Below are 24,482 nucleotides of genomic sequence, written 5' to 3'. Positions count from 1 at the left end.
CTCGGGCGAAATCCCGCACTAACGCCAGCTTTGCACCCATTGCTTTAGCCTGACAGCCACCAGTCGCTAACTCTGGCATCCGCTGTGCTCGCTCGCTTCTTTGTCGCATTTGCGACCCGGCCGGGCACGGAAGTGGAGGATTCCCTACACGAGGCTAGCTCTTACCGCGCTCCCGCTGCAGCCGTGGCATCCCGACGGGTCGTCGATAAGACCGAATGATTCACCGGACCTGGCGCGCATCAGTGCGACTCAGAAGATGCTTCATAGCGCGAACACTTTGGCCGCTCGACGACACTTCGGGCCGTAGTGTCCGACGAGCCGCCCTAACGCCGACAGCATCCCGGAGGCGTCGACCTCCGTACGCTCACCGCGCGGGGCATCCATGAACACGCCGGGGTAACTCTGCCGTTCGAGATCGATCTGTCGGCGAATCTCAGTTGATGGAATTCTATCATGTTCTCCTGCTTTCCTTTCAGAAATGCGAGGAAAGCTCGGTTGACTAGCCATCCTCGTTCCCGCTCTGTAGGGCAACGTGTGGTTGCGCTCCGGAAGCCTGAACCGCGCCTCAGTTCAGTAAGGGATAGCCAAGCCATGCATCAAGCCTTGCCTCCGGCGTCTTCCGGGCTTGCCCCTCGTCAGGCCCTGACCGACGCCCAAAACCGTGACCCACACGTGATCTTATGCAAGGCAGTTTGTCGCCTGCGGAACTCTGGCGTCCTCCCGCCGACACATCCCGACTACCCGCATCAACGTCTCAAGCGTTCCGGTAAGCGGCTCTCACCCGTAAGCAAGTGCGCCAATCATGCTGCGGCTCGCGGTGCGAAGACATTCTTGTTGGTGCCGGCCATCGGTGGCTCGGGCCCTGATGCCATCTGATGATGCGTTTACGCCGGGGGACATCGCAGATCCAGATGGCGCGGCGTTGCTGTCGCGGCCCAAGATCGAGGATGACATGTCAGATCAGGACAATGGTCGCCAATCTGAAGACAGTGCTGAGCAGACTTCGTCAAGCTGCACATCATTGCACGACACCAAAAGGGATGAGTCGGAACCCGCCATTCTGCCGTCGCGCGCGAGCGCGCTTGCCGGCATCTACGAAATTTCGAAAGCGCTCACCGCCCCCTCCGGGCTCGAGGTCAGGCTGGCCAAGGTTGTAGACCTGCTGCGATCGTTTCTGCAGATGAGGCACGGCATCATCTCTCTTTTCGACGGTGATGGCGAACTGGAGATCATCGCAGGCGCCGGCCGGACCGAGAGCTGCAGTGAGCGCTGCCGGACGTACCTGCCACGAAATGCAATCGACCAGGTTTTGGCGACGGACAAGCCCCTGGCCACCGAGAACATCGCGGTTCATCCGGCTTTCGCCGCCGACATGGACGTGCTCGGGGCTTCCGACGGCATACCAGTGTCCTTCGTCGGCGTTCCCATTCGCGTCGATGCAAATGTCGTGGGCACGCTGACCATCGACCACGTACTGCGCCATGGCTCAAGAGTTTGGCTCGATTACAGCCTCTGTCTGCTCCCGCTAATCGCCAACCTGGTAGGGCAGGCAGTGAAGTCGCATCGCTCTTTCGAGGGCGACCGCGAACAACCAATGGCAAAGCAGGACTCCCTGCCAAAGCAGAAGCGCCTGGCCCCGCAGCGTAACACTCACGTGGAGGGGATGATTGGCGACAGTTTGGCGTTGCGCGGTCTGCTTGAGAAGGTCGCGCTCGTAGCCAAGGCCAAGATTGCGGTTCTGTTGCGAGGCGAATCCGGTACCGGGAAGGAGCTGGTCGCCAAGGCTATCCACGAGTTGTCCCCGCGCGCCAAGCGGCCCTTCATCAAACTCAATTGCGCGGCGCTACCCGAGACTGTGCTGGAATCCGAATTGTTCGGCCATGAAAAGGGTGCATTCACAAGTGCGTTCAACTCGCGCAAGGGGCGCTTTGAGCTCGCCGACAAGGGGACATTGTTCCTAGACGAGATCGGCGAGATTTCGGCCTCGTTCCAGGCAAAGCTCTTGCGCGTGCTGCAGGAGCAGGAGTTTGAGCGGGTCGGGGGCAACCAGACCATTAAAGTCGACGTCCGCATCATTGCCGCTACGAACAAGAACCTGGAAGAGGCAGTTGCCAGAAACGAGTTCCGTGCCGACCTCTACTACCGCATCAGTGTTGTTCCCTTGCTGGTGCCGGCGCTTCGCGAAAGGCGCAGCGATATTCCGCTCCTCGCAGCTGAGTTTCTCAAGAATTTCAACGATGAGAATGGCCTTATGTTGACCTTCGATCCGAGCGCGATCGAAGTACTGGTAAACTGTGACTTTCCCGGCAACATTCGCGAATTGGAAAACTGCGTGTATCGGACCGCGGTTCTGGCGGCGGGGCCATCAATCGGGAAAGATGACTTTGCATGCTGCCAAGACAAATGCTTCGCCGAGGCGCTGCATAATTGCAGACTTGGCAAAGTCGCGCTGCAACCCTCGCCGATCGGGCCGCTACCATTGGTTCGGGCCATGCCGCCGGCTGCTGGGGTTAGTTCTGCCGCCGTCCCACCGCCGTCAGCGACCGAAGGGCAGCCGCCGCTGGACCCAGTCGGGGTAGTCCACTCTGCGAGAATGGCCGATGCCGAACGTGTCATCCAGGCGATGGAGAGATGTGGCTGGGTCCAGGCAAAGGCGGCACGCCTGCTCGGACTGACGCCGCGCCAGATCGGCTACGTGTTGAGGAAATACGGCATCGAGATCAAGCGTCTTTGAACAAATCACCGAGCCGAGTAGCTGGGACAATCAAGCATTCGTGCCTTGGCGCCTTGAGACGAGTGATGCGGGGGCTCCTGCAATTCCGATCCGATCGCACAGGCCGCGCTGCCCCCGCGGTCGTCGCCCCACCGTGCACCCGGGTCTGACGGCAGCGCTATCGTCGGTGGTCCAGGCCATCTCTTGATCACCAGCTCGTACCGGACGCACTGAGACCGAAACGGAGAAAAATTGATGTCTGATGCAAAACTGCAAACTGTGCTTTCTTCCCTTTCGCAAGTAGCGGGACAGTTAGATGTTCTGCTGTCCGACAAACCGGCGCCGGATCCTTGTTGCGTCAAGCTAAACACGAACGAGAACCCGTTTCCGTTGCCGAAAGCCATAATGCAAAGTGCGATGGCGGCTCTCGAACGGCAATATCTATATCCAGAAGACGACAACGTCAGCTTGAGGCAAGCAGCGTCGGAAGCCTACGGCGTCTCGAAGGATCAGGTGATCGCCGGAAACGGATCGTCTGAACTGCTCGGGCTTATCTACAGAGCTTTCCTGGTTCCAGGAGACAGAATGGCGATGATGTCGCCGGGGTTTTCGTTCAACCGCAAACTTGCCCGTTTGCAGGGTGCTCAATTTCTCGAAATCGGATGGTGCGCAGATCATTCCTTGCCCGTCGAAGACTTGCTTTTGGGACCGGCAAAAGATGCCAAGTTCATTCTGCTGGCCAACCCAAACAATCCGACCGGAACGTTTGTCCCGGTGGCCGATGTTGAACGCCTGGTATCACAATCAGACCGTCTGATTGTCTTGGATGAGGCCTATGTCGATTTTGCGCCGGACAATGGTCTGCATCTCCTCGATCGCTATCCAAACCTCCTGATCTTGAGAACATTCTCGAAAAGCTATGCCACCGCCGGCATTCGCGTCGGTTTCGGACTTGGCCACCCCGAAGTCATTGGCAGGCTGCGGGATCTCCAGAACGTCTTCAACATGAATGTGATCGGCCAGGCGGTTGGCATCAGTGTGCTTGGGCACCGCGCCGCCTATGCCGAGAACCACAAGCACATCAAGCATGAAAGACAGCGAGTGACAGTGGCACTGTCGAAACTCGGATTTTCCGTAATACCTTCTCACGCAAATTTCCTGCTAGCGCGTGTGCCACCGGGGCAGGAAGGCTCATGGTGGCAAGCAGCCTTGGAAAGGCAAAAGATACTCGTCGCCTTCTTTCCGGATGCAGGGCTGGAAAATTACATCCGCATCAGCATCGGTACGAAAACCGAGATGGATGAATTCCTTGAGGCCGCCAGAGAGATAGCTGGAAGGGCGGAGGAAACGATGCCGCTGTGCCGGCCGTCAGCGGCTGCTGCTTCTGCCTTAACCAGTCGATAGTTCCCCGGCCATTAAGCGCACCGATAATTTGAATTTGCTTGCATCATTGCGAGCCACGAACTGTTGCAAAGAGTTGGAGAAATCGCGTGAAGAATGCCTTCCCCCTGGGCCTGACCTTCGGCATATTCGACCACCTGGACGAGGATGGCTGCGAGATTGCCCGGCAATACGCCGATCGCCTGAGTTTGGCAGAGGCGTGCGATCACCTTGGTTTCTACGCATATCATCTGGCAGAGCACCACTGCACTCCGCACGGGAGGGGCCCATCGCCGAATCTGTTCTTATCTAGCGTCGTCCAGCGCACCCGGCACCTCCGCGTCGGCCCGATGGTAATGCTCCTTGCCCTTTATCATCCGCTGCGTGCGTTCGAGGAAATCTGCATGCTGGACCAGTTGAGTGGTGGCAGGGTCGAACTGGGTATAGGGCGCGGCTCTCTCCCAGTCGAACTGGGTTACTTCGGGATTGCTGCGGAGGCGGCGCCAGGTCACTATGCGGAAGCCAGCGAAATCCTTATCAAGGCGATGAAGGGCGACACGCTGTCCTATCGCGGCCGCCATTTTGAGCTGAATGACGTCCCTTTGACGCTGAGATCTTATCAGCGCCCCCATCCACCGACATGGATCGCCACCAATAGACCCGAGTCGGCCAGCTGGGCCGCTTCAAGTGGCGCCAATATCGCGTGCCTTGGACCTGCCTCTTCTGTTCGCAGAATTACAGATGCATTCCGAGCCTGCCGGGAGCGCAGTGCCGACGCGGACGAGCGAGGGCCATTTCTTGGAATGCTCCGCATGGTCGTGATCGCGCGATCGGAAACAGATGCATATGCGCTCGCGGCACCCGCTTACGAACGATGGCTCAAGAGCTTTAGGTTCCTCTACGACCTCAATGCGCTCCAGACGCCCCCAAATCTGCCGCTGAGCTTGGATGCAGCAATCGAAAGCGAATTGTGCGTGGTGGGAACGGCATCTTCCGCGCGACAAGCTCTTCTTGATCAGCTCGAAGAGGCCGGTGCTAATTATCTACTTTGCCAACTTGCATTTGGGAATCTGTCCTTAGACGCTTCGCTATACACCGCAAGGACGATCCAATCTGAAATCATGGCTCGAGTTACCTGACGTGGAATGCGCGCTCCGCCTTCGGAGTTGAATTTCTCCGGCGGACCATCACCTTCCCGATCCCGCGCATGATGCCCGTATAGTGCTTGGTGTGTGGATGGAGGGCGTTGTGGAGGCCCTGGATGCTTGGAGCGACCGGCCTGCCGATTAAGAAATCCCCCCGATTTCGTTTCGCAAGAGAGCGCCAACTTGTGCGTACCAGGGCAAAACCCCGGTTTCTGAGGCATAGAGAGGATTGCTATCGCTCATTATTTAAGGAACTATGAGTTATAGAAAGGTACGCTATAACTCCATGGTATGGAATTGGGAGCAGGCTGACTGGCCGCATTTTACCTACGATAAGGAAGAATTGGAACCGCTGGAAAGCGAATTCCTGCTCCGATCGGGTGAGTTCCTGGGTGTCTTTCGGCACGTCGGTTCTGACGATCGCGACCAGATACGCATCGATCTTATCAGTGAAGAGGCCTTGAAAACATCCGCGATTGAAGGGGAATACCTCAACCGCGAGAGTCTGCAATCATCCCTGCGCCAGCAACTTGGGCTGGGCAGCGAGAACAGGCGCATTCCGCCTGCCGAGCGCGGCATCGCGGAAATGATGGCCGACGTGTATTTACATTTTGGCCATGCCCTCTCGCATCGCACTCTCTACGCTTGGCACAAGATGGTGATGTCGGGGGAACGGCGTATTGAGACCATTGGCAGTTACCGCCAGCATGCCGACGTCATGCAGATCGTTTCCAATCGGCTGGATAAGCCCAAAGTGCATCTCGAGGCGCCTCCCTCAGCGCGGGTCAAAGCCGAAATGGATGCTTTCACCGCTTGGTTCAACTATACCGCGCCTAAAGGTAAGACGCCGCTCCCGGCGTTGACGCGAGCCGGTATCGCGCACCTTTATTTCGAGAGCATCCACCCATTTGAGGATGGCAACGGCCGCATAGGCCGTGCCCTCTGCGAAAAGGCGTTTGCTCAAAGCCTGGGTGAACCAACTCTCATCGCTTTGGCATCCACGATCGAACGCCACCGCAAGGCCTACTACGACAATCTGCAGGCCAGCAATAAGAGCAACGCGGTAACAAATTGGCTGCTCTACTTTGCCAACACGATCCTTGAAGCACAACGCGTAACGCTGGTCCGCGTCGAATTCTCCGTAGCTAAAGCCAAGTTTTACGAACGCTACCGAAACCAGTTTAACGAGCGGCAGGAAAAGGTCATCGCCCGAATGTTCCGCGAAGGCATCGACGGGTTCAAAGGAGGGCTCAGCGCCGAGAATTATATCGCCATCACTCAAGCATCGCGCGCGACGGCGACAAGAGATCTGCGAGACCTCGTTTCCAAGGGCGCGATGATAAGAACTGGCGAACGGCGACACACGCGCTACGCCCTGAACATTCTGGATGACCGCAGGTAAACCGCAGCACAGAGTTATTGCCACCTTACTCGCGCAGCTACACGTGCCAAGTTTTGAGCAAAAAAGTCTACGAATTCAAGATCGCGCTGGGCAAAGCTTGGGCACCAAGTCCGACTTAAACGGGTCCGTCTGCATTTCGCTGAGAATTTCAGGGCAACGGTTGCGGTCCCAGCGTGTTTTTATCTTCAAGTGTCGGCAATCTTCATGGCACTTCGGCCGACCGAAGCAATAACGGCCAACGCATCGGCGGTGCCGTCAAAATCACCTTCGTCTGGCCCATCTGGTTTGTTACAGGGGCAAAGCAATCACGTCCTTGTGACGCGCCGATGCAAAGGAATAGAGGGCCGCTGCTATCCATTCCGGACGATTGCGAAGTCCAAGCCGCACTTCAGCTCGTGGCTTAGCCGTGGTCAAAATCATCACTTCGCCGTGCAGTCGCGCCTCATGACCTGGATGGTGGCGGAAAGGCCGGCTCACGAATGATTAGGTCGCTCGAGATCGGGTCCAGTCAGTGCCGGGCGTGTTCGCATTGGCTGTGATCGGCCAGCACCTCAATTACCCGGCATTCGCCGACCTTCCCGTGCCGGCAGCCTTCGACCATGAGTTCAAGTTCGGCCTTCAATGCCGTGAGGCTGCGTATCCGCTGAACGACGTCGGCCAGCCGCGCCTGGGCTATGGTGTCGGCCGTGGCGCACGGCTGGCTGGGATTATCCTGCAACGTCAGCAGGGTGCGGATGGCTTCGATGCCGAACCCCAACTCGCGTGAATGGCGAATAAACGCCAGCCGGCGCAAATCGCTGGTTTCATAGTGCCGTCGATTTCCCTCGCTGCGGTTCGGCGCGGGCAGCAGGCCGATATGCTCATAGTAGCGGATGGTCGGCACTTTCACGCCGCTCTGTCGTGCCGCTTCGCCAATCGGGACACTGCGCATGATTTTTCGCTTGCTCCTCTAGTCGCTAGAGAATGTAGCGTGCCGCTGGAATAGTTCAAGGAGTGAGACGATGGCTGCAACCGCCCCACAAACCCGTTATCGCGTCGAAGGCATGGATTGTGCCGGCTGCGCGACGAAAATCGATAGCGCGGTGCGCCGCATGCATGGCGTCCGGGATGTGAACGTCTCGGTCACTGCCGGCACCATGACCGTCAGGCACACTGCCGAAAGCGACCTCGCCGCGATCGAAAAGAAGGTGACGAGCCTCGGCTATTCTGTGGCTCAGCTCACGAGCGAAGCCGGACAGATTGCCAAGTCGGTCGGGCACGGCACCAAAGGCGGCCATGACCACGCTGGCCACGACCATGCTGGCCGCGACCATGCCGGCACAGCCAAAGATGACCACGACGATGTGGAGGGCTTGCATGGCCACGACCACACGCCGGCCACGGGGCCGTGGTGGAACAGCGCCAAAGGCCGGCTGAGCATCGCCAGCGGCGCCGCATTGGCCGCAGCTTTTGCGATTCACTATGTCTGGCCGGCCACCGGCGTCTGGCTTTTCATTGCTGCCATGCTGATCGGACTGGTGCCGATTGCACGGCGAGCTGTGATGGCCGCGCTCGCCGGCATTCCCTTCACCATCGAAATGCTGATGACCATCGCTGCGATCGGCGCCGTCATCATCGGTGCCGGCGAGGAAGCCGCCACCGTGGTCTTCCTGTTCCTCGTCGGCGAGTTGCTGGAAGGCGTGGCCGCCGGCAAGGCGCGCTCCAGCATCCAGGCGCTGACCACGCTGGTGCCCAAGACGGCATTCTTGGAGGAGAATGGCGCCACGCGCGAAGTTCCTGCCGAAGCCCTTGGGGTTGGCGCCGTCATTCTGGTGCGGCCGGGCGATCGCATTCCAGCCGACGGCAAGATCATCGACGGAGAAAGCGCCATCGATGAATCGCCGGTGTCGGGGGAAAGCGTGCCGGTGCGCAAGGGCGTCGACTCGGATGTATTCGCCGGCACCATCAATGGCGACGGCGTGTTGCGCATCACCGTCACGGCTGCGGCGTCCGACAACACCATTGCCCGCATCGTCAAGCTGGTCGAGGAGGCCCAGGAAAGCAAGGCGCCGACGGAACGCTTCATCGACCGTTTCTCACGCTGGTATACGCCTGCCGTCGTCGCCGTAGGGGCTCTGGTGGCCGTCGTCCCGCCACTGGCCTTCGGCGACGACTGGAACGAATGGATCTACAAAGGCCTGGCGCTGCTGCTCATCGGCTGCCCCTGCGCCCTCGTCATATCGGTGCCGGCGGCAATCGCCGCCTCGCTCTCGGCCGGCGCCAGGCGTGGTCTTTTAATGAAAGGCGGCGCGGTGCTGGAAGGCCTGGGCAAGATCACCGCCGTGGCTTTGGACAAGACCGGGACGCTGACTCAAGGCAAGCCCGTGGTGACGGATGTCGTGGCCATCGAGATCAGCGAAAAAGAGGTGCTGTCGCTGGCCGCTGCACTCGAAACCGGGTCGAGCCATCCGCTTGCCCTGGCTATCCTGCGAAAGGCCAAGGCCGATCGCGTGCCGGTGCCGCCGGCGGCGGAGGCCAAGGCGCTCGGCGGCAAGGGCGTCGTCGGTCGCATTGGCGGTAAGAACGTCTTCCTGGGCTCGCCGATCGCTGGAGGCGAGAAGGTCGCGCTGCCGGCCGAGCAGGCGGCCTGCATCGCCGAACTCAACGACCAGGGCAAGTCGGTGTCGGTGCTGCTGATCAACGATGTGCTGGCCGGTTTCATCGCCATGCGCGACGAGCCTCGGCCGGACGCGCAGGCCGGCCTGAAGGCGCTGACCGATGTTGGCATCAGGACTGTCATGCTGACTGGCGACAACCAGCGCACGGCGGCAGCAATCGGCAAGCACCTCGATATCGAGGTGCGCTCGGAACTGCTGCCCGAAGACAAGCAGCGCATTGTCGGCGAGTTGAAAGGGCAGGGGCTGACGGTCGCTAAGGTCGGCGACGGCATCAACGATGCGCCGGCGCTCGCCGCGGCCGACATCGGCATTGCCATGGGCGGCGGCACCGATGTCGCCCTGGAGACGGCAGATGCGGCAGTGCTGCATGGCCGCGTCGGCGATGTCGCGGCGATGATAAAACTGTCTCAGGCGACCATGGCCAACATCAAGCAGAACATCACCATGGCGTTGGGGCTGAAGGCGGTGTTCCTGGTGACGACCGTAGTCGGCATCACCGGCCTGTGGCCCGCCATTCTCGCCGACACAGGCGCGACGGTGCTGGTGACAGCCAACGCCATGCGGCTGTTGCGCTGGAAAGGTGGGGTGTAGATTGCCGCCTTCTATGTCGTTTGGGATGGCCGATGAGCAACAACCATTCGCATCGAAGCGGCGCTTATTATCGCCCGCGCCGTTTATCGGGGCATTTCTGGCGGTTGCCCTTTTGGGTGAGCAGCTGCGCCCGGCTGATGCTAGCCGGCGTGCTGATGGGGTAGGTCTCATGCTGCATCTCGCAGCAAGCGGTGCCGGCGCTTCATGGCCATCGACTGCCAGCGCCGCGACGTCAGCGAAGTAGGCCGCAACGTCACGCGAGCGGCGGAAGCGCGTCGGATCATCGATCGCAGTCATGAGCGACCGGACCGACACCTGGGGTAGCCATCAAGCGCCGGCACGGCTCACTACGCCCGATAATTTTCACGACGAGATCGTGCAGCCGGCAATACTGTTTCTACCGCGTCGCGCACCGCCAGCATCGCGTCCAACAGTTCGCTCGGCAGCGGATCGTCCGCCACCGCTTGGCGCACCGCCCGCTCGAACGCCCCGCGTCCTACCTTGCCCAAGCGGGTGCCGAACGACTTCAGTGAGTGCCGGATGGCGTTCTCTAAGTCGAGGAACTTGGCCTTCAGATTGCGAGATACTTGGCCGATCTTTGGCCGGAGTTCGCCGATCGGCGGGACTCAGATAAGATGGGGCAAGAAGAATGAAGGGCGCTCCAAGCATGGTCTCTGCAGAGCTTGTCGAAGCGCGCAAGTTTGCCAACAGGCTGCGCGAAAATCTGCCGGCTCGTATCGACGCTGCCGCTTTAGGGGTTTGGTCCAAAGCGCCATTCCAATTGCTGTGCGCACGCGAAGCGCTGATCTGGCGGAGCGAAGAGCTGGCGCGCAATGCATGCGATGCTCTTGGACGCGAGGACCTGAGCGTTGCCGCCCTTTTGACCCGAGCGCTCACCGAGAATGCTGCCCTAGTGTGGAAACTCTGGGAGATTCTCGATGCGCGGCATACCCATTCACCGCAAGACCTGAACGATCTGCTGATACGGCTGCTCGTGGGCTCACGTAAATGGCCGGATGGGCCACAGGCCATGCAAATCCTGAGCTGTATCGACCGCATGGACAAAGCCGTACCCGGGGTGCGTGCCAGCTACGAGAGCCTGAGTGAAATTGCACATCCGAATTGGTCCGGTGTCGCCGGATTATATTCTAAGCCCGACCCTCCACGGTATCTGACAGATTTCGGACGCGGATTGAGGGATACAAAGAGCACCGTCGACATGATCGCCAATGCGCTGCTTGGCTCGCTCGGCTTGTTCGAACTTGCGTACAATCGAATATCCGAAGCCATGCCGGAATTCCTGGCGGAACTTGAACCCATTTGATCGAATGAACGCTCCAGGTCGCAAGCATGGATCACGAGCAAGCGCAGAAGTCCTACGGCACCGATCGAGCGCAACTCGTCTATGATCGTCGACGAGCCCGCCACACAGACCGCCTTTCCGTGCTCTCTTGACTCTCGCCATGATTGAGCGCCGAATAGCCATCTACTTGGGAGGGCGGAATGAAATATCTGATTTTTCTTAGTGTTCTTTTTGGCGCCTATAGCGTTGCCCCGGCGTTCAGCCATGGCGGCGGAACAGACTCAAACGGCTGCCATACGAATCATAAAACTGGCCAATATCACTGCCATTAGGGCGGCTTACTATGATCAAATGTTTTGCGCTCGCAATCGGACTCGTTTTGGGCGCGTCCGATGCATATGCTTGGGATGGGACGGATACGACGACTGGCGAGTCTGTTGATTGGCAAGGGTAATCTTGTCAGGACGGGCAGGGACATCGAAATATTTGATAGTGGTGCTGGCGAATATCGAGACGTAACCGTCGAAAGTATCCGGCGACACGGATCGACAGTTAAAGTCGAGGTCTACGACAACGAAAGCGGCGAGTATCGGACTCTTGAGATGGAAGACGACTGATCTCGCTCATCAACTGCGCTGGCGCAGCGGGCCGCGATATCTTCTTGCCAGTTGTTGCCGGCCATCGGTTCAACGATTTATAGAAGCACCGTCGGCAATCACCGGCGAGCTAGTCGTCATGACGCCTGGAATCATGGAAGAAGGCCCGTGCCATGATGAGAAGCGGCCGGCCCGTCTAGGTTCGTGATGATCGGCCGCAGGGAAGACTTAAAGCTCCGGTCGTGGCGCGACGGGAGCGACAGCCGATGACTGATTGGGCCGAAGAATTATTCATTGTCCCGGTCCCGGCATTGGTAGCGACTCTTCTACCTGCGGAACGGGAAAAGGGTGTGCCCCTAACGGAAAGAGAAGTCCTACAAATCAGAGATCAGGCTCCGTCCATCGCGACGCCCGCGCATGGCTATCGGACAGTCATAGAAGCTCGGGGCTACGACGACATTGATCCTGATAATGTGTGGGATGAATGGCAGTTGGCGCGAAAATCGCTTGAGGCAGAGAACTAGCCTTGGGAAATTCTCACGTCGCACCTTGCTGTGCGCGTAGGAATATGTTCCAATTATATACTTGACAAAGTAAGCGCCACTTGGGATAAATGGTTCCAAGGAGTTAGCCAAATGCGCCTCGACAGCCCGATATTCCAAGACGCCGACGCCGCTCGCATCCATCTGGAAGCGCAGCGCTGGCCGCATGGTCCTAACTGCCCGCATTGCGGCAATGCCAATCCCGACCGTATCACCAAAATGGAAGGCAAGGCGCATCGTCCCGGCCTGTACAACTGCATGGAGTGCCGTGAGCAATTTACCGTCACTGTCGGCACCGTTTTCGAGCGCTCCAAGATCGCATTGAACAAGTGGCTTCTGGCGACGTTCCTTATGGCTTCGTCAAAGAAGGGCATGAGCGCTCACCAGTTGCACCGTATGCTTGGCGTCACCTACAAGACCGCTTGGTTCATGGCTCACCGCATTCGTGAAGCCGTGAAGGAAGACGTTAAGTCCGCTGGCCCGCTTGGTGGTGAAGGCAAGATTGTGGAAGCCGACGAAACCTATTTTGGTCCCAAGGACACGATCAAGAAGCGCACCTTTCGCGGTAAGCCCTCCAATTCGTCCAAGCGCTCCATCCTGGCGCTGGTCGAACGCGGCGGCAAAGTCCGTTCCTTCCATGTCGAACGCGCTACGAAGGCGTCTGTCCGCGATATGCTGGTCCGCAATGCCGACCGCTAATCGACCCTTATGACCGACGAGTCCAATTGCTATCCGCTCACCGACCTTAGTTCGCGGACCACGCTACCGTCAAGCACACTGGCGGGGAGTACGTTCGCTACGAAGCCGATCGCATCGTCCACACCAACACGATTGAAAACACGTTCTCGGTCTTCAAGCGTGGCATGGTTGGCGTCTACCAGCACTGCGGCGAGGCTCATCTGCACCGCTCCTTGCCGAGTTCGACTTCCGCTACAATCGCCGCACAGAGCTTAAGGTGACCGACACCCAACGCCATAACCAGTTGCTTGCCATGATCGAAGGTAAGCGCCTTACCTATGGCGGATTGGTGAAGCCAGTATCGCCTAAGCAGAAGGCGAAAGCTGACGCGTATGCGACGAAAGGCTAACTATCGTCCTTGATGCCAGCTTCAGAGCGGCGACGGTCAATTTCGGCATCAACGCGCTTCCGCTGTACATCCATCAGCATTTTAGGCATCCCCAGCGTGAGTATGAACGCCGTCACCCCCAATGCCAAATGAATATGGGCAATGATGGACTTTGTGTCGCTAGATACTACGGCTTCAGGCGCCTTGCTGAGAAGGGTTCCGACAAAAATTACGCCTATTGTCAATAGATAGAGCACGAACAGCCAAGTATGGCGAATTAGTCTATCCTCTATCGCCTGCCTGTGACCCTCCGCTGACTTCCAGGAACCGGACGGCAATAGCGACGGGTCGCCCAAGACTGTTATCACCGCAACCAAAAATCCTGCGAGTACAGTATACACAGTTACAAAAATTCCTATCGCGGCCTCATTGTCTACGACATACTGTCCCCAATGGCGAGACACCAAAAATCCGGCCAAGAAAGCGAACCCAATAAATAGAGCTCGCATCTTATTGCGTCACTATGCCAGACGCTTGCAAGTCGCTTTCAAACTTGCGAAGCGCTTTCCAGGCGCTGTCCCGCAATACCGATTTTCCGTGACGCTCGATCGTCACCTTTCGACGGATGAAGACCTCTTTCTGGCTTATCCTCTGGTTGTCACCAGTCACGATTACATAATCGTCGTCCTCGTCCTCGATAACGTCGCGGGCGACGCTATCCATTAGTTTCCTACCGACTACGCGCCCTTCCTTCCTCCGGGTGTCAAACGAGAGCGACAGGGACACGTTCACATTCTCTAGATCCATAGGAACGCCATTTCCAAACAGCGCTTTCAAATGCTTGAACGCTGCTCCCATAGCACCTGCCGTATCGCCCTTCCGGTCGACGTAATTTATACTGGCTTCATAAAGCGTAGTGCGCATTTCGACCGCCTTTACGCCTTGTGCTTTGATAAGTTTCACCTTGTCGATATTCCCGACATTTTGAAGCTCGAATTGATCGGCCTCGTCATCGATATCGGCCTTCTTGAGAAGCTGGTGGCAGTATGTCGAGAACGAACCGTCTTTGAGCACTGTAGAGCATAGGAATACGTCATTCCCGCGCACTAGGGCAAAGACATCACCGTCCATGTAATCCCTTTTGGCGGGAGCCGGAGCAGTGCCAACTTCAAATTCTTCTAGATCGTCATCTGCGGCAGGGACCGTGCTCGCATGGTCGCCTGGAGTTCCTGCAACCAAATGAAGTAATAGGCCACCACCCGCATTGCGATTTGCTTTGTTGCCTTTGATTATTCGCCCGTCTGCGCGCGGAAATTTGCGCTGGCCAATCTTAGGCAACTTCTTATGTGCCTCTCGCAGATAGTATTCTAGCGTCTTCGCTGGATCGTGGCCATCGAGCCACATGGCCCGCCTGTATACAACAGTCTTGAGCCGTGCCTTGGCCATGCTAGTCCCCCCATTTGAGGAGGAAGTAACATGCTCAATGATTTTTTGACAGTGGCTTGCTATCGTCGGGCGATGCTTTTTTCTTGGTCTCTTTTTTGACTGCCTTCGACGGCTTAGGCGGCGTCTTCAGCATCCGCCTTAGCGTCTCGTTGAATTTCTCGTCGTCGGTTTCCTTGGTGCGCTTGGTGGTGGTCATGCTGCCAATCCCAAAGCCTCACGCGCTATTCGCCCCACAGCTGCCTCTTCATCCTGCCTAAATACCGGGACGGTAGCCAATCGGTTGCTTGCCCTACGGCGAAGCTCGGAAGAAATCGAATTGTCCTCTTCCAGTAGGGCAACTATCGACAAGTCCTGCTTCACTTCATGTAAAGCGGCAAAATGCAGGAATATCGCGTCATTTACGCGGGCAGGGCTGTTGCCAAAGAAAATCGCCACTGGCGGGCGATTGGGTGCCTCAATCACCATGTCCGGCTTCACTTCCGCCAACCTGGCACTGACTGGCTCGTTCTCTCGGATCTTTGCGCGATCACCAATGACCGATCTTATGCGAGCTGCAGCGTCTTCCTTAAAAGTGGAGGCAACCTTCTCCTGAGTGAGTAGGAGAAAGTCATTCATCCTCACCATGACGCCGACAAAATCCAAGGCGCGACCGGCCATCTCCCCGCTCGGGAACGAACGTGTTCTGATAAAGCCGGTGTCGCTGTCAAAGTAAGCGTCTACGCCGCCCAACAGGCTCTCAAGAGCCCTACGGCGGGTGTCGGTTTCGAATTCTACACCCTCAGCCTCCAAAAGCTGGATAGTCGCGCCATCGTCCTCCAAATGGACATTATCGCCGGCGTCCTCGATCACGTAAAACGCCACTCGGTCGCCATCATCGCGCTTGAAGGCCGTGCTCACGACAAAGCCAGCCGGCACCTGCGTGACGGTAATGTCGTTACAAAACGCTTGGCAGAGTTCGGCTTTCAAAACAGACCCTCCCCGCGATCAAGCTTGAAAAGAGAAAGCGCACAATTGAAGGCGCTGACAACGGTGAGCGGAGCCTTTCGAAAGGTGAACTCCCCGCGACGATGAAAGTTGCCAGCTTTGGGAAGGCGCATACCGCCAAAGCGGTTTACCGCTGGGTTTATCGTCCCGAGATCACCGCAACGGGCGTGGCAATGCCAGCCCGGTTCGCTTGCATGGTATTCGTAGTCACAGACATTGATCGTATCGCCACCCATCATCACGCCGAACGTCGCTCGGAATATCTGCCTGCTCTCGTTGAAGAGGAGCAAGACACGACATTCGTGGCCCTCAGCACTGAACGTGATAATGCGCCACTGATAGGACGGCCCATATTTATACGCCTTGGCTTTTGCCCTGCGAGACGGCCAACGGGAACGCGGGATCTCCCCGCGTTTCCATTCTCCGGTTTCCACCGAAGACTTCTTTGCCCCTATCAGCCCCCTTAAATCCATGGTCATCCCTTAGCCTAAAAGTGCTAAGGAATTACCCTTACTTTGTCAAGTATATAATTGGGATTAAATTCCTTCAAACAATCCTGCAGCGAAGCGTGCCGAAGGTCTGCCTCGCCCCTGAGGTGCTTCACACGGGCTTTGATCCCCGGCTCGACCCATTGCGTTGCCGGTCGCTTTGGCATGTCCTTGGGCGGTGGCCCGGCATGTCCCTGCACTCGGTTCCAAAGCCGCTCCCGCATCTCGCGGTTGACGCTCACGAACGCACTGCCAACATATTTCCGGGTGCCTGGCTCAGCCATTAGAGCAAACGCCGGCTTGCCCCTCTCGCGTTCGACGCCAAGAAGCTCGAGCTCACTTTCGGTGAAGGACTTTGTTTTCAGCCAATTGGTGGTCGGGCCGCCGCGATATTTGCTGTCTCGACGCTTCGATAACATCCCCTCCAGGCCGGCCGCGTCGATCAGATGATAGATCGCATTTGCCTCGCCCGGCATTGTCTCACTAAACTGGATGCGGCTGTCAGCCCCTATAAGGCCGGCCAGGATTTCCCGCCGATCCTCAAGTGCCATGTCGCGCAAGTCGTGGCCGTTGAGATGCAGCAGATCGAACGCGACGAAATAGAGGTCATGCTGGCGCCTGGTGATGGCCTTGCGCAGCGCGGCAAAATCCGAAAGGCCAGCCTCATTCAAGACGACGACTTCGCCGTCGATGATGGCGTTCTGTACGTTGAGACCTTTGGCTGCCTCGACCAGATCGCGGTATTTGGAGGTCCAGTCGAGCCCGCGGCGGGTCGTCGATGATGATCTGCGAGCGGTAGCCGTCGAATTTGGCTTCATGCATCCAGTCATCGCCTTGGGGCGGCTTGGCGACCAAGGTAGGCATCATCGGCGGAATGAATTCAAGCCGGCCGACGCCGGTACTTACAATTTTACGCACTTATTCGATTCTAGGCACCAAGCTTATATTAGCCAGAGTGAACGGAACGTGATTCCGCAGGGCTGCGGAAACAAAACAGGCCGGCCAGCGCCCATTACACGCGGGATCGATGGCCTCCGCTCGAAAAAGGCGGTGAAAGCAGGACCTATTTGCGTTGCGCCTACCGACCCAACGGCAGCTTTGACGCTGAGACAAGTTCGTCCTCGTCAGTGATACCGGCCGTATAATTTGCCAGGATCCGAGACGCGAGAGCCTCACGGAGATGTTCGGAGTCGCCCTCCCTCTTGAGCCGGTCGAACACGCGGCCCAGCGTAGCTACTTCGGATGCACTGAAGACGCCAAATTCTTTAGCCTTTCGATTAATCGGCATACCACCCCCTCCGGCCAAAATATTCTGCGCAACTAATACGATTCAGGACATCTCGGACAACACAAAAAAGCCCGCCGCACCTTTCGGCACCGCGGGCGAGACTTCTCAGTCGTTCACCAGGCACAGGGGTGTGGGCGGGGGTAGTGTGCCCGGTGAACCGAAAACCTATGCACGCCGTCAGGACGCGTCTACCAACCGGCGGTTGGAAGTATCGAGTGCTAGGTAGAGGAGCGTAGCAGCCCCTCCTCCTTGGCAGCAGCCTCGTTCCTTACGTCGTCGGGCGTGAGCGCACATATGCGCGGCCCTACTGATGCCGCGCGAGCCGGTGCATGGGTGCGTTTGCTTCGGCCAGACTAGCCAGCGCTTGCTCGACTTTTTGAGCCGAGGCGTCAGTGCGCTTAATGTGCCGGATCATTTGCTGCCTCAACCGCGCAAGCCTTTCCGCGCGATATAGATCGCCGTATCTCGCAGTTTCAAGGTGGAGGGTCGAGAGCCTCATGGGCGACGATTCCGATTATCTAGCAGTAGAAATTCGCGAATCCGCCTTTCGTTCCGATGTCCGACCTTGCCTCGCAAAGGGCTGGGCCGGGGAGCCGCGATGAATGAGCCGCCTCACCGCCAAAAGAGAGATCGTCCGCTGATGCTGCTCAGCCGACCGCGGGGCCAGCCAGACGGTAGCGGAAGTGATTGCGGATGGGGTCATTGAAGAAGCGGCCCTTGGCAAACGCGGCCCTGAACGCGGCAAAGGTCTCCGGTGGGACGTCCTCAAACTTATCGTTTGCCGCCGGCGCCGAGCCACACCGAAAGGATTCTGCTGTCCGGATCGTATTCCGTTTTGCATATCGAGGGATGGCATGACGGCGGCTCGACCAAAAGACGTCAACGATCGGGTGGGCCGTCGCGTTCCTTGTTGGGGGTGCGCAAGGCCCAGGAAGGTGGTCCCGGCGACCACGAGGTCAATGGCTTCGTGCCCCACGAAGCCGAACGCTCTTGGCACGGACCTGTCCGCGCGACCGTGAAGGGCCACTGGACTCTCCGGAGCAAAGAACGCATTGTTCCCGAGGGAGCGGGAACTTGGACAAATCTCGATATAGTAATCGGTCTGGCCAGTGGAGGAAGCGCGCTGGCTTAAGGGGGTATCGTGCGCGACTACTCTCGGGCGTGCCCATGCGGCTGGTGTATGTGACCATCGCGGCAGTGGCCGCATTCGCGACACAGTACTTCCTGCAGCACACCGACGGTTTCCAAGAAGCAGTGAAATGGATCGGCCCGGCTCCCGCTCCGATAGCGGGTGTTGCTTCCGTAATCGACGGCGACACGATCGAAATCCGCGGACATCGTATTCGTTTCAGTGGAATCGACGCCCCGGAGGCCGCGCAACAGTACGATGACGCCAAGGGCTTCCGCTACCAGTGCGGTGCGAAGTCCGCCGCCGCCCTTGACACCTTGCTGGCAGCCTCGAGGCCGGCCCGGTGCACTTTTGTCGCTTGGGACCGCTACGGCCGCTTTGTTGCCGACTGCTCGCGGGCCGACGGGAAAAGCGTTGCCTCGTGGCTGGTGGAGAACGGCCAGGCGCTCGACTGGCCCCGTGACAGCCAAGGCGGCTATGCAGGGCAGCAGGCGAAGGCCAAGGCGGCGAAGGTCGGTCTTTGGGCTGGCAAGTTCGAGCCGCCATGGGATTGGCGCGCTGAGCAAGTGGACCATGCCCGACCGGCCGTCAGCCAGCCTCTCGGCATCATCAGCCGACAGGTAGTGCAAAGTTACTCGTGCCAGCCGCGGCGGACTTGCTCGCGAATCAGCTCATGCGATGAAGCCCAGTGGTATCTCAGCAACTGTCCGTGGGGTGGCAGGCTGGACCGCGATGGCGACGGAGTTGCATGCGAAACGCTGTGTTAGAGGCAGCCAAGTGTTATGCGAGTGCGTCTTGCTTAAGCAAACTGGTCTTTTGCCAAACGTCTTTATAGACAAAATGGGCTGTGGCGTAGAGGCTTAGAATAGCCAATGGGAGGGGAACGAAATGCACAATGGTCGTAAAGAGAGCAAGCGGCTCGCCCATGCAAGATTGGTCCACCGCAGCGTAGAACGACCAATATAGGGCCGCCAGCCCGAACAAGGATGTGACGGCCGCGCAACACGTTACCCAGGTGGCCAAGCTATCGTCATTGATTACGATCTCTCGCTTTGCCGATTCCAAACGTGCCCGAAGGCTGCCGGCTGATGATGGGTTTCTCACCACCTTTCTTGATGCGATTGACGTTTCGATTGCTGCGATCTGGCGTGCAAGCGGGCCTCGAGGGACAATTGCTAGCTCTTTCAAAATCGACAGCGCTGCGGCCGTCGCCGCTGGCAGCGTGGTCACTCGAGATGTTCCCGCAGGGCGAAGGTCATGGGAAGTCCGGCTCGGTTAAGATGACTTGGTGAGGACAAAGCAGGCGGTTCGACGCTAAACCTGGGAGCTCCATGTTGCCTGGTGAACTGTGCCGATTGGGCATCGATGCGCATTTCGCAAAAGCCGGACAGTGCTTCGCCAATCTCCGGGCAGTGGCGGCGACCGTCCTTGGGTGCCTTTTGCGTTCACGGATGGTTGCTTTCGCCGGTTTGAGGCCGGTTTAGGGGCGCGGCCTTTTTGCTTTCCGCATTCTGTCGCCCTGGAGCACCACGCAGTGTGCGGTGTGCGTTATGCACGATCCGGTTCGAGAATGGGGTCGGCGACGGTGGGTGTGCGATGAGGTAATGCCGTCTGGCCACCGGACATGGGCGGTGCGGCAATATCGTTTCTCGACGATTTCGAACAGATGCGAGCGCTGTTGGCCGGTAGGGGAGTGGGCCATCGAGGACGAGCAGGCGCGCGTGGGTGAGTTTGTCGAAGAGGCGTGGGAAGCGTCCATCGAGATGGGCGAGCGCAATCCTCCCACAGGGCCCGCGCACATAGAGCACGAAACGATCGAGCCCTGCTGCTTGCCGGCCGAAGGCGCCGGCCAGCCACGACTTGCCGGTTCCGGTCTGGCCTGTGATGATCAGGTTCCCATGGCCGTCCGGGATTTAGCGCAATCGCTGTCCGCGCTTTCGCCGGTGCCCCTGGACGGTCAGATACTGCTCTCAAGGAGCATCAGGTACGAGAGGCGGCTTGTCCGGTCGGATCGGCTTCCTCTTCGGGAATGTCGTCGAATGACGAGTAGTTCAGATTGTAGAGTTTGGAATAGAGCCCGCCCATAGCCATCAGTTTGTCATGGTTGCCGGTCTCAATAACCTGGCCGTTCTGAAGCACGATGATGCGATCGGCACCACGGATTGTGGCGAGACGGTGGGCGATGACAAGCCCGGTGCGGCCTTCCAGGAGTTTTCTGAGAGCTTTCTGGATGAGCATTTCCGTGTAGCTGTCGATGTTGGCGGTGGCCTCGTCAAGAACAAGGATCTTGGCGTCGGCGACGAGAGCGCGGGCGAAACTGACAAGCTGGCGCTGGCCGAGAGAAAGGTTGCCGCCGCGTTCGCCGAGTTGGGTTTCATACCTGTCGGAAAGTCTCATGATGAAGTCGTGGGCGCCGACCACCTTGGCGGCCTCGATCACCTTCTCCCGCGTGGCTTCCGTCTTGTGGTAGCGGATATTCTCAAAAACCGTCCCGGTGAACAGAAACGGCTCCTGCAGCACCATAGCGATCTGAGTGCCGAGCGATTCCTGGGTGAGATCGCGCACATCATGTCCGCCAACCAGCACTTGGCCTTGCTGAACATCATAGAAGCGGTGGACGAGGGCCATCGCGCTCGATTTACCAGAGCCGGTCGGCCCGACCAAGGCGACCGTCTCGCCGGGATTGACCCGGAAAGAGACGTTTTTTAGCACCGGCTGTTTGGGATCGTACCCGAATGTGACGCTCCTGAACTCGACCGAGCCGTCCATTTCGGGCGCAAGGATCCTGGCATCCGGTTTGTCCTGGACCTCGATCCTGACGTCGAGCACATCGGTCAGGCGCTTGCCGGAGGCCATTGCGCGCTGCATGACGGAATATTGCAGAGTAAGTGAGCGAATTGGGTCAAAGAAGCGTTGGATATAGAATATGTAGGCAACCAATACGCCCACATCGACGCGGCCATTCATGATCATGGAGCCGCCGACCACAATGACTACAGCCATAGCGAGGCCGGTGAGGCCATCGACGATCGGGACCATGACCTGTGCATATTTGGCAGCGGTCAGGTGGGTCGTGAGGTCGGCATGTGCCTTGTCGTCATACAATACGAAGTTGACGTACTGGCGGTCCATGGACTGGACGGTTCGGACGCCTTGAATTGCTTCGGCCAATGCGCCGTTGACGACTGAATTGGTCTCTTGTGCAGCCATGAAGGCCTCGCGGGCACGCGGCAGCCACACGATGCGGATAATCAACAGGGCCGGCAAGACCGAGAGCGTCAGAAAGCCGAGGTTGAAGTTGACCGACAGCATTACGAAGATGATGCCGAAGAGAAGCGCAATGTCGCCTACGGAGTAGATCGAGTTTTCGAGAAATTCGTGGATAGAGTTGACGTCGCCCTGAAGGCGAGACATCAGGCGTCCTACCTCGGTCTTGTCCATGAAGGAGAGCGATACCTTCTGCAGATGGACAAACATGGCGCGGCGGATGTCGAAGAGGACGTTCTCGGCCATTTTCCCTACCACGGTTTCTTGCGCGTAGGCGGCGCCGAAATTAACCAGAATGGCAAGCGCAAACGCGATGGCGGCCTCGAGCAGGGCGGAGGCATCAGCGCCTACCGGAGTTATGGCGTGGTCGATCGCGTAGCGGATGATCAGCGGGATGAGAAGCTGCGTGCCAGTGAAAATCAGCAGTGCGGCAAGCGAGACGACCGCCATGGCTCGGTAAGGACGAACGAAGGCCCATATGCGGCGAATGATGTTCTTGTCGAAAGCCCGGCCAAAGATCTCCTCCTCGATGCGATGGGACCCGACGACCGCGCGCGGAGGGCGTCTACCGCTATCATTCGGTTCGATTTCGAGTTCGTTGGCGTGCCGCTTGGCCATCAGGGCGCGCCTCCAAACGTGGTCGCAATGTCATCTCCCGGGCGCAACTGAAGATCATAAAGGGCCTTATAGCGTCCTCGCTTGGCCAAAAGCTCTTGATGGGTGCCGCGTTCCACGATCTCGCCGTTGTCGACAAACAGAATCCGGTCGGCGTGCTTGAGTGAACTCAGCCGGTGGGCGATGATGATCGTCACCCTATCCTTGGCGAAACGCCGTATCGCCGCGCGGATGCGCTGCTCTGTGGCGGCGTCGATCGCGGCCGTTGAGTCGTCGAAAACAACGATTGATGGGCGCAACATCATCGTGCGAGCTATGGTGAGACGCTGACGCTGGCCGCCAGAGAGAGAGGCGCCACGTTCGCCGACGACCGTCTTGTAGCCTGCGGGGAGGCCGAGAATGTAATTGTGCAACTGGGCGGATTCGCTAGCGCGCTCGATCGGCTGTTCCTTCGCCCAGGGATCGCCATAAGCGATGTTGTTCTCGATCGTGGTTGTGAACAGGAATGCATCCTGCTGTACGACCGCGACCGCCTTGCGAAGCGATGCGAGGGTGACCCCGCGGATGTCCTGCCCGTCAAGCATGATGGTGCCACCAGTGACGTCGTAGAAGCGGGGGATCAGGTGAGCCATAGTCGACTTGCCAGAACCCGGCGGACCCACGATCGCGATCGTCTCGCCCCTACGGGCGCAGAAGGTAATGTTCTTTAGAATGACGCGGTTTCCGGTGCCGGGATATGCAAACGAGACATTGTCGAAGCGCAGAGTGCCTTCACCTATCTCGAGCGGTCTTGCACCGGAAGCATCCCCGATCGTGATGTCCTGGTCGAGCAGACTGAAGAGGCGCGAACCGCAAGTGTAAGCGCGGGCGAAGCCGTTGACCATCAGTCCGATCTGGCGGACGGGCATTTGCAGGATCGTCATGAACGTCAGGAACGTCGTGAGCGTTCCAACGCTGATCTGGCCGGCGATGAGTTTGTCGCAACCGACCCAGAGGACCAACCCCATGGCGACAAAGAAGGCGAGGGTCATTGCCGACGTGTTGGGCACGTACACGTCAACCTGCTCGTGCGCGAGTTCGAGCGCGTTTGTCGAGGCGATGTCGAACTTCGCCATCTCATGAGCCTGTGCCGAAAACGCCCGGACAACGCGGATGCCCGCGAGATTTTCCTCCATCACGCGGCCCAGGACGGAAAGCCGCTCCTGCAGGTCGAGCCAGATGGCGCGTAGCTTAAGCTGGGTGACCGACGATCGCCAGGCTACGAAAGGCACGAAGCTCAGCGCGATCAAACCGAGCACCGGATCGGTTGAGATCATCATGCAGGCGCCTATCCCGATCAGCATGGTGAGCAGAAAGAACCTAACCAGGGCGGTGGAAAAATACATCCGCACGCCGTCGAGATCGAGGATGCCGAGGGTGATCAGGTCGCCTGAATGCACCCGGTCGTGAAAGGAAAAGCTCAGGCGCTGGACCTTGTCGTAACAAGCAAGCCGCAGTTCGTACGCGACGTGGTGCCCGACGGCTTCGGCAAAGTAGTTTTGCGCCATCGTAAAGAGGCCGCGTAGCGTACTCGCGCCGAGCAGCAGGAGAGCAGGAGTCCAGAGGGCTTGTTCTGCAGCCGTCACCGTGACACCGCCCCCGATGGCTAGTTGGGTCTGGTCGACAGCCCGGCCGAGAAGCTGGGGAATGAGCAACTGCAGGATTACGGCTACCATCGTCGAACCGATAGCTAACGCGACCTGCCACGGGTGCCTCAAATTCATGCGCGTAATGCGCAGTAGCGTGCTCAAGCCCCGGCCCCACCCCGCCGCTTTTACATGAGCGGACGATTTGAGAGAGGTCGTGCCAACAGCATCACTGCCCACCGAGT

General features: G+C 58.4%; 22 protein-coding genes and 2 pseudogenes. 11 read left to right on the top strand and 13 right to left on the bottom strand.

The genetic code is table 11. The features are described from left to right. Nucleotides 1–952: 952 nt before the first annotated feature. The 4 genes from nifA to AC0L2M_RS19070 all read left to right on the top strand — a co-directional run bounded on the left by nifA (nucleotide 953) and on the right by AC0L2M_RS19070 (nucleotide 6,640). Nucleotides 953–2,734, top strand: coding sequence for a nif-specific transcriptional activator NifA (gene nifA / locus AC0L2M_RS19085; protein ID WP_473535671.1), 1,782 nt, complete (start codon nucleotides 953–955; stop codon nucleotides 2,732–2,734). Between the two features lie 234 nt (nucleotides 2,735–2,968). After that, a complete protein-coding gene (hisC, locus tag AC0L2M_RS19080) occupies nucleotides 2,969–4,117 on the top strand; it encodes a histidinol-phosphate transaminase (protein WP_473535596.1) in 1,149 nt (382 codons plus the stop codon). 86 nt (nucleotides 4,118–4,203) lie between these two features. Continuing rightward, nucleotides 4,204–5,232 (top strand): LLM class flavin-dependent oxidoreductase, encoded by a 1,029-nt coding sequence (locus AC0L2M_RS19075; protein WP_473535595.1) that lies wholly within the window; start codon nucleotides 4,204–4,206, stop codon nucleotides 5,230–5,232. A 292-nt stretch (nucleotides 5,233–5,524) separates the two neighbouring features. Further along, nucleotides 5,525–6,640 (top strand): Fic family protein, encoded by a 1,116-nt coding sequence (locus AC0L2M_RS19070; protein WP_473535670.1) that lies wholly within the window; start codon nucleotides 5,525–5,527, stop codon nucleotides 6,638–6,640. 508 nt (nucleotides 6,641–7,148) lie between these two features. Here the strand turns inward: AC0L2M_RS19070 and AC0L2M_RS19065 are convergent. After that, nucleotides 7,149–7,571, bottom strand: coding sequence for a MerR family transcriptional regulator (locus AC0L2M_RS19065; protein WP_473533036.1), 423 nt, complete (start codon nucleotides 7,569–7,571; stop codon nucleotides 7,149–7,151). Nucleotides 7,572–7,641: 70 nt separating this feature from the next. On the opposite strand from AC0L2M_RS19065, the gene AC0L2M_RS19060 reads away from it, so the two are divergent. Continuing rightward, the gene (locus AC0L2M_RS19060) at nucleotides 7,642–9,888 is read left to right on the top strand and encodes a heavy metal translocating P-type ATPase (protein WP_473535594.1); all 2,247 of its coding nucleotides are present in this window, start codon (nucleotides 7,642–7,644) and stop codon (nucleotides 9,886–9,888) included. A gap of 212 nt (nucleotides 9,889–10,100) precedes the next feature. Here the strand turns inward: AC0L2M_RS19060 and AC0L2M_RS19055 are convergent. Further along, nucleotides 10,101–10,463: pseudogene (locus tag AC0L2M_RS19055) on the bottom strand (transposase); the annotation flags it as partial. A gap of 92 nt (nucleotides 10,464–10,555) precedes the next feature. On the opposite strand from AC0L2M_RS19055, the gene AC0L2M_RS19050 reads away from it, so the two are divergent. The 5 genes and pseudogenes from AC0L2M_RS19050 (at nucleotide 10,556) to AC0L2M_RS19030 (ending at nucleotide 13,376) form a co-directional block, all read left to right on the top strand. After that, nucleotides 10,556–11,212: a hypothetical protein gene (locus AC0L2M_RS19050; protein ID WP_473535593.1), complete on the top strand. Its 657-nt coding sequence runs from the start codon at nucleotides 10,556–10,558 to the stop codon at nucleotides 11,210–11,212. 179 nt (nucleotides 11,213–11,391) lie between these two features. Next, a complete protein-coding gene (locus AC0L2M_RS19045) occupies nucleotides 11,392–11,523 on the top strand; it encodes a YHYH domain-containing protein (protein WP_367185466.1) in 132 nt (43 codons plus the stop codon). 60 nt (nucleotides 11,524–11,583) lie between these two features. Continuing rightward, nucleotides 11,584–11,808, top strand: a complete 225-nt coding sequence (locus tag AC0L2M_RS19040; RefSeq protein ID WP_473535592.1) for a DUF5334 family protein — start codon at nucleotides 11,584–11,586, stop codon at nucleotides 11,806–11,808. Between the two features lie 245 nt (nucleotides 11,809–12,053). Further along, on the top strand, nucleotides 12,054–12,311 hold the full coding sequence (locus tag AC0L2M_RS19035) for a hypothetical protein (RefSeq protein WP_473535591.1): 258 nt from the start codon (nucleotides 12,054–12,056) through the stop codon (nucleotides 12,309–12,311). A gap of 111 nt (nucleotides 12,312–12,422) precedes the next feature. After that, nucleotides 12,423–13,376, top strand: a pseudogene (locus AC0L2M_RS19030) (IS1595 family transposase). 36 nt (nucleotides 13,377–13,412) lie between these two features. Here the strand turns inward: AC0L2M_RS19030 and AC0L2M_RS19025 are convergent. The 7 genes from AC0L2M_RS19025 to AC0L2M_RS18995 form a co-directional block, all read right to left on the bottom strand. Then, complete coding sequence (locus AC0L2M_RS19025) at nucleotides 13,413–13,874, bottom strand: hypothetical protein (protein ID WP_473535590.1); 462 nt, start codon at nucleotides 13,872–13,874, stop codon at nucleotides 13,413–13,415. A gap of 31 nt (nucleotides 13,875–13,905) precedes the next feature. Next, complete coding sequence (locus AC0L2M_RS19020) at nucleotides 13,906–14,841, bottom strand: hypothetical protein (RefSeq protein ID WP_473535589.1); 936 nt, start codon at nucleotides 14,839–14,841, stop codon at nucleotides 13,906–13,908. A gap of 34 nt (nucleotides 14,842–14,875) precedes the next feature. After that, the gene (locus AC0L2M_RS19015; protein ID WP_473535588.1) at nucleotides 14,876–15,037 is read right to left on the bottom strand and encodes a hypothetical protein; all 162 of its coding nucleotides are present in this window, start codon (nucleotides 15,035–15,037) and stop codon (nucleotides 14,876–14,878) included. Next, entirely contained in the window at nucleotides 15,034–15,807 is a 774-nt protein-coding gene (locus AC0L2M_RS19010) for a DUF1828 domain-containing protein (RefSeq protein WP_473535587.1), read from the bottom strand. Before AC0L2M_RS19010 ends, AC0L2M_RS19015 begins: the two co-directional genes overlap by 4 nt. Then, nucleotides 15,804–16,304, bottom strand: a complete 501-nt coding sequence (locus AC0L2M_RS19005) for a hypothetical protein (protein ID WP_473535586.1) — start codon at nucleotides 16,302–16,304, stop codon at nucleotides 15,804–15,806. The genes AC0L2M_RS19010 and AC0L2M_RS19005 overlap by 4 nt, the downstream gene beginning before the upstream one ends. A gap of 17 nt (nucleotides 16,305–16,321) precedes the next feature. After that, nucleotides 16,322–17,131 carry an ATP-dependent DNA ligase gene (locus tag AC0L2M_RS19000; protein WP_473535585.1) on the bottom strand — a complete coding sequence of 270 codons (810 nt, stop codon included), beginning with the start codon at nucleotides 17,129–17,131 and terminating at the stop codon, nucleotides 16,322–16,324. A 1,117-nt stretch (nucleotides 17,132–18,248) separates the two neighbouring features. Beyond that, complete coding sequence (locus tag AC0L2M_RS18995; protein WP_473535669.1) at nucleotides 18,249–18,425, bottom strand: KTSC domain-containing protein; 177 nt, start codon at nucleotides 18,423–18,425, stop codon at nucleotides 18,249–18,251. Nucleotides 18,426–18,768: 343 nt separating this feature from the next. Between AC0L2M_RS18995 and AC0L2M_RS18990 the strand changes: the two genes are divergently transcribed. Continuing rightward, nucleotides 18,769–19,497: a thermonuclease family protein gene (locus AC0L2M_RS18990; protein WP_473535584.1), complete on the top strand. Its 729-nt coding sequence runs from the start codon at nucleotides 18,769–18,771 to the stop codon at nucleotides 19,495–19,497. A gap of 13 nt (nucleotides 19,498–19,510) precedes the next feature. Here AC0L2M_RS18990 and AC0L2M_RS18985 read toward each other — a convergent pair whose 3' ends face one another. The 4 genes from AC0L2M_RS18985 to AC0L2M_RS18970 all read right to left on the bottom strand — a co-directional run bounded on the left by AC0L2M_RS18985 (nucleotide 19,511) and on the right by AC0L2M_RS18970 (nucleotide 24,477). Continuing rightward, complete coding sequence (locus AC0L2M_RS18985; RefSeq protein WP_473535583.1) at nucleotides 19,511–19,960, bottom strand: hypothetical protein; 450 nt, start codon at nucleotides 19,958–19,960, stop codon at nucleotides 19,511–19,513. 215 nt (nucleotides 19,961–20,175) lie between these two features. Beyond that, on the bottom strand, nucleotides 20,176–20,616 hold the full coding sequence (locus AC0L2M_RS18980) for a hypothetical protein (protein ID WP_473535668.1): 441 nt from the start codon (nucleotides 20,614–20,616) through the stop codon (nucleotides 20,176–20,178). A gap of 94 nt (nucleotides 20,617–20,710) precedes the next feature. Beyond that, entirely contained in the window at nucleotides 20,711–22,615 is a 1,905-nt protein-coding gene (locus tag AC0L2M_RS18975) for an ABC transporter ATP-binding protein (RefSeq protein WP_473535582.1), read from the bottom strand. After that, entirely contained in the window at nucleotides 22,615–24,477 is a 1,863-nt protein-coding gene (locus tag AC0L2M_RS18970) for an ABC transporter ATP-binding protein (RefSeq protein ID WP_473535581.1), read from the bottom strand. The genes AC0L2M_RS18975 and AC0L2M_RS18970 overlap by 1 nt, the downstream gene beginning before the upstream one ends. Nucleotides 24,478–24,482: the final 5 nt, after the last annotated feature.

This window comes from Mesorhizobium sp. WSM4806 (assembly GCF_055811635.1).
This window is presented reverse-complemented; position numbering and strand designations above follow the sequence as displayed.